The organism is Streptomyces sp. NPDC021225, assembly GCF_044332865.1.
Taxonomy (GTDB): Bacteria; Actinomycetota; Actinomycetes; order Streptomycetales; family Streptomycetaceae; genus Streptomyces.
On sequence record NZ_JBIRPV010000008.1, the window covers coordinates 112,857 to 121,792 of the forward strand.

At 74.4% G+C, this 8,936-nt stretch carries 2 protein-coding genes (1 of these 2 only partly in view); one reads left to right on the plus strand and one right to left on the minus strand.

Features of this window, described 5'->3' with window-relative positions; all coding sequences use genetic code 11:
* A protein-coding gene (locus ACH4S9_RS31695; RefSeq protein WP_398374968.1) for a type I polyketide synthase crosses the window boundary here: on the plus strand, positions 1-7,264 show its end. Its footprint begins 21,584 nt before the window's first position; the window shows 7,264 of its 28,848 coding nt (coding positions 21,585-28,848); its start codon lies off the left edge, out of view; the stop codon is at positions 7,262-7,264.
* Positions 7,265-7,356: 92 nt separating this feature from the next.
* Here ACH4S9_RS31695 and ACH4S9_RS31700 read toward each other — a convergent pair whose 3' ends face one another.
* Positions 7,357-8,721 (minus strand): glycosyltransferase, encoded by a 1,365-nt coding sequence (locus tag ACH4S9_RS31700; protein WP_398374969.1) that lies wholly within the window; start codon positions 8,719-8,721, stop codon positions 7,357-7,359.
* Between the last annotated feature and the right edge of the window lie 215 nt (positions 8,722-8,936).

The following is an 8,936-nucleotide window of genomic DNA, read 5'->3' on the forward strand; positions in this document are numbered from 1 at the left end:
CGAGTCCCGAGGGCGCAGGACCAGGCGGCTGCGGGTCTCGCACGCCTTCCACTCGCCGCTGATGGAACCGATGCTCGACGCGTTCGCCGCAGTGGCCGGACAACTGGCGTACCAGGAGCCGCGGATCCCCGTCGTCTCCAACCTGACCGGCCGACAGGCCACGGCCGAGGAGCTGTGTTCCCCCGGCTACTGGGTGCGCCAGGTGCGGGAGCCGGTGCGGTTCGGCGACGGAGTGCGCACCCTGCGGGACGCGGGCGCGACCGCCTTCGTCGAGCTGGGCCCTGACCGGGTGCTGGCCGCGATGGCCCGGCACACGCTGACCGACGAGGGGCCCGAACCGCTGGTGGTGCCGCTGCTGCGCGCGGACCGCGACGAGGAACCCGAGATCACGGCGGCGCTGGGCGCGCTGCATGTGCACGGCGTGCCGGTGGACTGGGCCGCGTACTTCAGCGGGTCCGGTGCGCGCCGGACCACCCTGCCGACGTACGCCTTCCAGCACGAGCGGTTCTGGCCCGAGTTCGCGCCGGACACGGCGGGGCCCGTGGCGGCCGACCCGGTGGACGCTGAGTTCTGGTCGGCCGTGGAGCGGGAGGACCTGGAGTCGCTGTCGGCCACGTTGGAGGTGGACGGAGACTCGCTGACCGCGGTACTGCCCGCGCTCTCGTCGTGGCGCCGGTCCCGCCACGACGAGTCCGTCGTGGACGGCTGGCGCTACCGGGTGAGCTGGACGCCGCTGACCGGGCCGGCCTTCGCCGGAACGCCGACCGGCGCCCCGGAGGGGACCTGGCTGCTGGTCGTCCCCGGCATCGACGGGGCCAGGACGGTCGATGAGGAATGGGTGGCGGCCGTCGCCGAGGCGATGGGGCCGGACACCGTAAGCATCGAGGTGGCGGACGCCGACCGGGCCGTCCTGGCCGGGCGGCTCGGGGAGATGCGGGAGCGGTTCGCGGGTGTGCTGTCCCTGCTCGCCCTCGGGCGGACCGGGCCCGAATCCACCGCGCCGACCTTCGCCTTGATCCAGGCGTTGGGCGACGCGGGTATCGAGGCACCGCTGTGGTGCGCCACCCTGGGCGCGGTCCGCGTGGGCCGCGGCGACGCCGCCGCGGATCCGGGGCAGGCCGCGGTGTGGGGCCTGGGCCGGGTGGCCGCGCTGGAACACCCGGAGCGCTGGGGCGGTCTCGTCGACCTGCCCGGCTCCCTCGACCAACGGGCCCGTGCCCGGCTCGCGGCCGTCCTGGCCGGTGGCGCGGGCGACCCCGCCGAGGACCAGGTGGCGGTGCGCGCCACCGGGGTCTTCGGCCGCCGGCTGGTGCGGGCCGCGGCGCCGGTCGCCGACGGGCGGTGGCGGCCGCGGGGCACGGTCTGGGTGACCGGTGGCACGGGCGCTACGGCCGGACAGCTCGCCCGGTGGCTGGTCGGGGAGGGGGCCGAGCATCTGGTGCTGACCGGCCCGCAGGACCCCGACGCGCCCGCCACCGCCGAACTGCTCGCCGAACTCACCGAGTCGGGCGTCCGGGTGACCGCGCGGGCGTATGACCCGGCCGACCGCGGCGCCCTGGCGGCGCTGCTCGACGAGTTCCCGCCGGACGCGGTGGTGCACGCCGGACAGCCCGACCTGTCGCCCGCCCCGCCCGGCGCCACCGACCGGATCGACGCGATTGCGACCGAGGAGCCGGCCGCGGCGCTGGCGGACCGGATCGCGCAGGCGGCACACCTCGACGAACTGCTGGGCGACCGGCCCCTGGACGCCTTTGTGCTGCTCACCTCGGTCGCGGGGGTGTGGGGCGTGACGGGACGGGCCACCGACGCGGCCGCCGACGCCGCCCTCGAAGCGCTGGCCGACCGGCGCCGGGCGCGCGGGGCCGCGGCCACCTCGGTGGCGTGGAGCGCCTGGGCCACTCCTGCCGCTCCGACCGACGGGATGGCGGCTCATCTGCGACTCAGCGGACTGCCCGCCCTGCCACCACGGCTGGCCGTGGCCGCGCTGGGCCGGGCGGTGGACGGCGAACAGGACGCCGTGACGCTCGCGGACGTGGCCTGGGACCGGTTCGCCCCGGCGTTCGCCGCCGTACGCCCGAGCGCGCTGTTCGCCGCGCTGCCCGAGGCCCGTACGGCGCTGGAGGCCGCGGCGGCCGGCCGGGACACCGTTGCCGGCGCCACGGGCACGGCGGCCGAACTGCGGACACGGCTGCTGGGCCTGCCCGCAGTTCAGCGCTCCCATGTCCTGCTGGATCTGGTCCGCGGCCAGGTCGCCGAGGTGCTGGGGCACACGGGTGCCGAGGCGATCGAGGCCGACCGGGCCTTCTCGGACCTCGGATTCGACTCGCTGACCGCGGTGGACCTGCGCAACCAACTGACTCAGGCCACCGGTCTGCCCCTGCCCACCACCCTCGCCTTCGACCACCCGACCCCGGCGGCGCTCGCCGGCCACCTATGGGCCGAACTGCTCGGCGAGGACGGCGACGACGACACGGCGGCGCTGCCGGCCCGCACCACCGACGACCCGATCGTGATCGTCGGCATGAGCTGCCGCTACCCCGGCGGTGTGCGCTCGCCCGAGGACCTGTGGCAACTGGTCGTGGACGAGGCCGACGCCATCGGCCACCTGCCCACCGACCGCGGCTGGGACCTCGGCACACTGGCCGACGGCGCCCCGGACGGACGCGGGCGCAGCGCCGCCCGGGGCGGCGGCTTCCTCTACGACGCCGCCGACTTCGACCCGGGCTTCTTCGGCATCGCGCCGCGCGAGGCCATGGTGATGGACCCGCAGCAGCGGCTGGTGCTCGAGGCCGCATGGGAGGCGCTGGAGCGGGCCGGTGTCGACCCGCACACGCTGCGCGGCGGCGACACGGGCGTCTTCGTCGGCGCCACCAGCGGCGACTACCGCCCACCCGCCGACCAGCGCGGCCACGCCCAGACCGCGCAGGCGGCCAGCCTGATCTCCGGCCGCCTCTCGTACAGCTTCGGCCTGGAGGGCCCCGCGGTGACCGTGGACACCGCCTGCTCCTCGTCGCTGGTGGCGCTGCACCTGGCCGCCCAGGCGCTGCGCTCGGGCGAGTGCTCGCTGGCGCTGGCCGGCGGGGTGACGGTGATGTCCACGCCGGTGGGGATCGTGGAGTTCAGCGACATGGGCGCGCTGTCCGCCGACGGCCGGTGCAAGGCGTTCGCCGAGGCGGCGGACGGCACGGGCTGGTCCGAGGGCGTCGGCATGCTCGTGGTGGAGCGGCTGTCCGACGCCCGGCGCAACGGGCACCGCGTCCTGGCGGTCCTGCGCGGCTCGGCGGTCAACCAGGACGGCGCCTCGAACGGGCTGACCGCGCCCAACGGCCCCTCGCAGCGCCGGGTCATCCGCCGCGCGCTCGCGAACGCCGGGCTGTCCCCCGCGGACGTGGACGTGGTCGAGGCCCATGGCACCGGAACCACACTCGGCGACCCCATCGAGGCCCAGGCGCTGCTGGCCACCTACGGCCAGGACCGCGAACGGCCCCTGCTGCTCGGCTCGGTCAAGTCCAACATCGGACACACGCAGTCGGCGGCGGGCGTCGCCGGTGTGATCAAGACGGTCATGGCGATGCGCCACGGCGTGGTGCCCAGGACGCTCCATCTGGACGCTCCCACCTCGCATGTGGACTGGTCCGCCGGTGCCGTGGAACTGGCCGCCGAGGCCACCGCATGGCCGCGGACCGGGCGGGCGCGCCGGGCCGGGATCTCCTCGTTCGGCGCCAGCGGCACCAACTCCCACGTGATCATCGAGCAGGCCCCCGACGACGAGCCCGCCCGGATCCCCGCTGCGCCACAGCGCGACGGCGCGCCGTGGCCCGTCGCCCTGTCGGCCCGCACCCCCCAGGCGCTGCGCGACCAGGCCCGCCGACTGCTCGGCCATGTCGCCGCGCACCCGGAACTCGACCTCGCCGACCTGGCGTTCTCGCTGGCCGCCACCCGGGCGGCCTTCGAGGAACGGGCCGCGGTGCTGAGCGCGGACCGCGACGAGTTGGCCGAGGGCCTTCAGGCGGTGGCCGAAGGACGCCCGTCCGCACGGGTGGTCGAGGACACCGCGGCCGGTGGCCGGACCGCCTTCCTCTTCTCGGGCCAGGGCAGCCAGCGGGCGGGGATGGGCCGGGAGCTCTACGGCGCCTTCCCGGCGTTCGCCGAGGCGTTCGACGCGGTGTGCGCACACCTGGACGCCCACCTCGAACGGCCGCTGGCCGAGGTGGTGTTCGCGGAGGCCGGAACGGCCGAGGCGGAGCTGCTGGACGAGACGCGCTGGACCCAGCCCGCGCTGTTCGCGGTCGAGGTGGCGCTGTTCCGGCTGCTGGAGTCCTGGGGGATCGTCCCGGACTATCTGGCGGGGCATTCGATCGGCGAGATCGCGGCGGCCCACGTGGCGGGCGTCTTCTCGCTGCCTGACGCGTGCGCCCTGGTGGCGGCGCGCGGCCGGCTGATGCAGGAGCTGCCGCCCGGGGGAGCGATGGTGGCGCTTCAGGCCACCGAGGAGGAGGTGGCGCCCCATCTGGGGGAGCGGGCCTCGGTCGCGGCCGTGAACGGTCCGCGGTCGGTGGTCGTGGCGGGCCACGAGGCAGCCGTGCTGGACGTGGCGGCCCGGTTCGCCGAGCAGGGTCGCAAGACCAGTCGGCTGACGGTCAGCCATGCGTTCCACTCCCCGCTGATGGAGCCGATGCTGGCGGAGTTCGGCCGGATCGTGCGCGGCCTGACGATGGCGGCGCCGCGGATCGCGCTGGTGTCCAACCTGACGGGCGACGTGGTGTCGGCCGAGCGGGTGTGCGCGCCCGAGTACTGGGTGGAGCATGTCCGCCGTACGGTGCGGTTCGCCGACGGCGTCAGCCGGCTCGCCGCCGCGGGCGTCACCACCTTCCTGGAGGTGGGGCCCGACGCCGTACTGACCGCCATGGCGCAGGAAACCCTCGGCGAACGGTCGGCCGACGCCCTGCTCGTCCCCGCGTTGCGCAGGACGCGCGGCGAGGAGGCCGCCCTGGTGTCGGCCGTGGCCCGGCTGTACGCGCACGGCGTCGGAGTCGACTGGGCGGGCTTCTTCGCCTCCTCCGGCGCCCGGCGGATCGACCTGCCCACCTACCCCTTCCAGCACCAGCGCTTCTGGCCCGAGGACACCACTCATGAGGAGGCCGCGGCCCCCGATACGGCGGACGCGGACTTCTGGGCCATCGTGGAACGGGCCGACCGGGCGGACATCGCCTCGCTGGCGACGGCGCTGGACGTCGAGGACGAGGCGTTGACGAAGGTCCTGCCCGCGCTCTCGACCTGGCGCCGCAGGCGCCACGAGCAGTCCGCCGCGGAAAGCCGGCGGTACCGGATCGGCTGGACGCCGCTCACCCGCATGGCACCGGCCGCCCCCTCGGGGACATGGCTGGCCGTGGTTCCGGCCGGACACGCCGAGGACCCCTGGGTGGGCGCGGCGGTCGAGGCGCTGGGCACCGGGACGGTACGGCTGGAGGTCACCGGACCGGACCGTACGGAGCTGGCCGGGCGGCTGCGCGAGCTGGTCGCCGAGGGCCTCCGGCCGGTCGGCGTGGTGTCGCTGCTGGCCGTGGCCGACTCCGCGGGCCCGGCCGTCCCGCCGGGGCTCGCCCTGACCGCCGTACTGGTGCAGGCCCTGGGCGACGCCGGGATCGAGGCCCCGCTGTGGTGTGTCACCCGGGGCGCGGTGTCGACCGGCGGGACGGACCGGGTGACCGCCCCGCGGCAGGCGGCGGTGTGGGGGCTCGGCCGGGTGGCCGCGCTGGAACACCCGCAGCGCTGGGGCGGGTTGGTCGACCTCCCCGAGGAGCTGGACGGGCGCACGGCCTCGCGGCTCGCCGGCGTGCTGGCGCGGCCCGGTGGACCGGAGCCCGCCGAGGACCAGATCGCGGTGCGCGCCTCGGGGGTGTTCGGCCGCCGGCTGCAACGGCCGGTCGGCGCCCCACCCGAGGACGGCTGGAAGCCCTCGGGCACGGTGCTGGTCACCGGGGGCACCGGGACCCTGGGCGGCCATGTCGCCCGGTGGCTGGCGCGCGAGGGCGCGGAGCACATCCTGCTCGCCAGCCGCAGCGGCCCGGAGGCCGAGGGCGCCGGGGAACTGCGGTCCGAGCTGGCCGGGCTGGGCGTCCAGGTGTCGATCGTGGCCTGCGACGCCGCCGACCGGCGGCAGATGGCGGACCTGCTGGCGGGCATCCCCGCCGAGTGCCCGCTGACTGCCGTGGTGCATGCGGCGGGCGTCCTGGACGACGGTGTCCTCGACGGCCTGTCGCCACAGCGGTTCGAGGCGGTGTTCCGGTCCAAGGTGGAGTCGGCGGCCGTCCTGGACGAGCTGACCCGGGAGCTGGACCTGACGGCGTTCGTGCTGTTCTCCTCCGCGTCCGGCGCCGTGGGCAACGCAGGCCAGGCCAACTACGCCGCCGCGAACGCGGCGTTGGACGCGCTGGCCGAGCGGCGCCGGGACGAGGGCCTGCCCGCCACCTCGGTGGCCTGGGGCGCCTGGGCCGGTGGCGGCATGGCGGCGAGCGCCCGCGCCGAGGAGGCATCGCAGCGCACCGGGGTGAGCGCGATGGCCCCGGAGGACGCGCTGTCGGCCATGCGCGTCGCGGTGGCGTCCGGGGACCCCACCCCCGTGGTCGCCGACATCGACCAGGCCCGGTTCATCCACGCCTTCACCACCCGGCGGCCCAGCCCCCTGCTACGAGAGCTGCCCCGGTACGCGGAGCTGACCGCGGGCGCCGTCGTCTCCCCGCGCGACCAGGCGTCGGCCGCGGCCGAACTGCGGGAGCGGCTGCTCGGCCGGCCGGCGGCGGAGCGGCCCCGCATGGTGCTGGACCTGGTCCGCGCCCAGGTCGCCGAGGTGCTCGGGTACGCGGGGCCCGAGGCCGTCGGCGCCGAGCGGGCGTTCAAGGACCTCGGCTTCGACTCGCTGGCCGCGATCGAGCTGCGCAACCAGCTCACCGCGACGACCGGGCTGAGCCTGTCCGCCACGCTCGTCTTCGACCATCCGACGCCCGTCGCCCTCGCCGGGCATGTGCTGCGGGAGCTCGTACCCGAGACGGGCGGCGGTTCCGCCGCCGATGAGCGGGAGCACGAGATCCGGGCGCTGCTGACCTCCGTGCCCCTCGCCCGGCTGCGGGAGGTCGGGCTGCTGGAGCCCCTGCTCCAGCTGGCCGGCCACCCGGCGGCGGAGGACCAGGCTCCGGGGGACTCGATCGACGCGATGGACCTGGACGACCTGGTCAGGGCCGCGCTCGACGGCAACGCGCCCTGACCGCACCCCGGCCGCGCCACGGCAAGCGGCCCGATGACAGATCCAGCGGGGCTGGAACCGTCATCGGGCCGCGAGGTCCGGAAGAGCGGAGGTCAGGGTGCCAGGGCGGGGGAGCCGAGGACCAGATCGGCCGCGGTGCGCAGACCGCCCGCCTCCCGCTGCACCTGGGCGAAGTGCCGGGCGCGTGCATCGAACGAGGGGTCGGTCAGTACCCGGGTCAGCTTGTCCAGCACATCGTCGACGTCGAAGGTCTCGGGGCGGTCCAGCGTGAGGCTGACCCCGCTGTCCGCGCCGCGCACCGCCTGGTCGTAGCAGTCGATCCACAGCGGCCGGACCACCAGCGGCTTGCCGAAGTAGATCCCCTCGTGGAAGCCGTTGCCCCCGCCGTGGGTGAAGAAGACCTTGACGTTCGGGTGGGCCAGGGCGTCGAGCTGCGAGGGCACCCAGCTCTCGATCCGCAGATTGGCCGGCAGCTCGCCGTCCGGCGGCAGCAACTGCTGCTGGTCCTTGGGGAGCTTCCACAGCACGTGGTGGCGCCCCTCCAGCCGGCGGACCACCTCCACCAGGGCGCGGACCTGCTCCGCGGTCAGCCGGGTGACCGTACCGAAGCCCATGTAGACGACCGAGTCATGGGCGTCGAGCCACCGCGAGAGTCCGCCGTCCTCGGGCGCCTCGGGCAGCGGAGGAATGATCGCCCCCAGCAGACGCATGTTGTCGGGGAAGGGGAACGGATACTCAAGACCGGTGACCGAGTAACACAGAATCAGCTCGGCCAGATCCGTCCGTGCCGAGAACTTGACCGTCTCCGGGGAGATTCCCAGTTTTTCCCGCGTCTTTTTGGAACTGCCGAGCACTGTCAACATGCTCGGCTTGAAGAACATCGACACCTTACGGATCTTGAACCAGCGATTGGCCATCCGCTGGCCGAAGGTCATGTTCAGCGGAAGACCCGAATGCGCCGACGGGAAGTTGTTCCACAGGCTGGTCATATAGAGATTGCTGGGCAGGAAGGGCACGCTCAGCATGAACGGGATCTTCCTGGTGACCGCCACCTCCACCCCGAAGAACGACACGCTGTCGATGATCATCAGCGCCGGCCGGACCTCCTCGGCCACCGCGTCCAGCGCCCGGTATTTGGGCACCGTCAGATGCGGGTTGAAGGTGTGTTCCACGAGGGCGCGGTGGGCCTTCCACCGCGACGGCTGGGTCACCCGCCGATAGGTCTCGTCGTCCCAGGTGGGGGAGGACAGCTCGGGCACCACCTCGCCCAGCGAGGCGAAGCGCACCGGACTGCCCGCGTCGATGCCCTCGATGTCCTCACGCCGCTTCTCGTCGGTGGCGAACCACAGGTCGGGCACCCCCCGCCGGGACAGCTCGGTGGCGATGAGGAAGAGCGAGTTGAACAATCCGCTCTCCGGTGAGCTCACAAACATGATCGGCCGCCGGGGCGAGGTCACGATCAACACCTCCGCAGGTGCGGGATGGATGACGGAAGGCATGCCGAATGCGCCCGTGTGCCGGTCGGCGGCGCACGGGCCGGACCATCGGAGTTCGATCGGCAGCCCGGACTTCCTTGCTACCGGCTCGGAGACAAAGAAATCCCCAGTGATTCGGCGGACACTGGGCGCTGAACAGCGACGGGGCGAACAAACAGGCAATGACTAGGGGATTG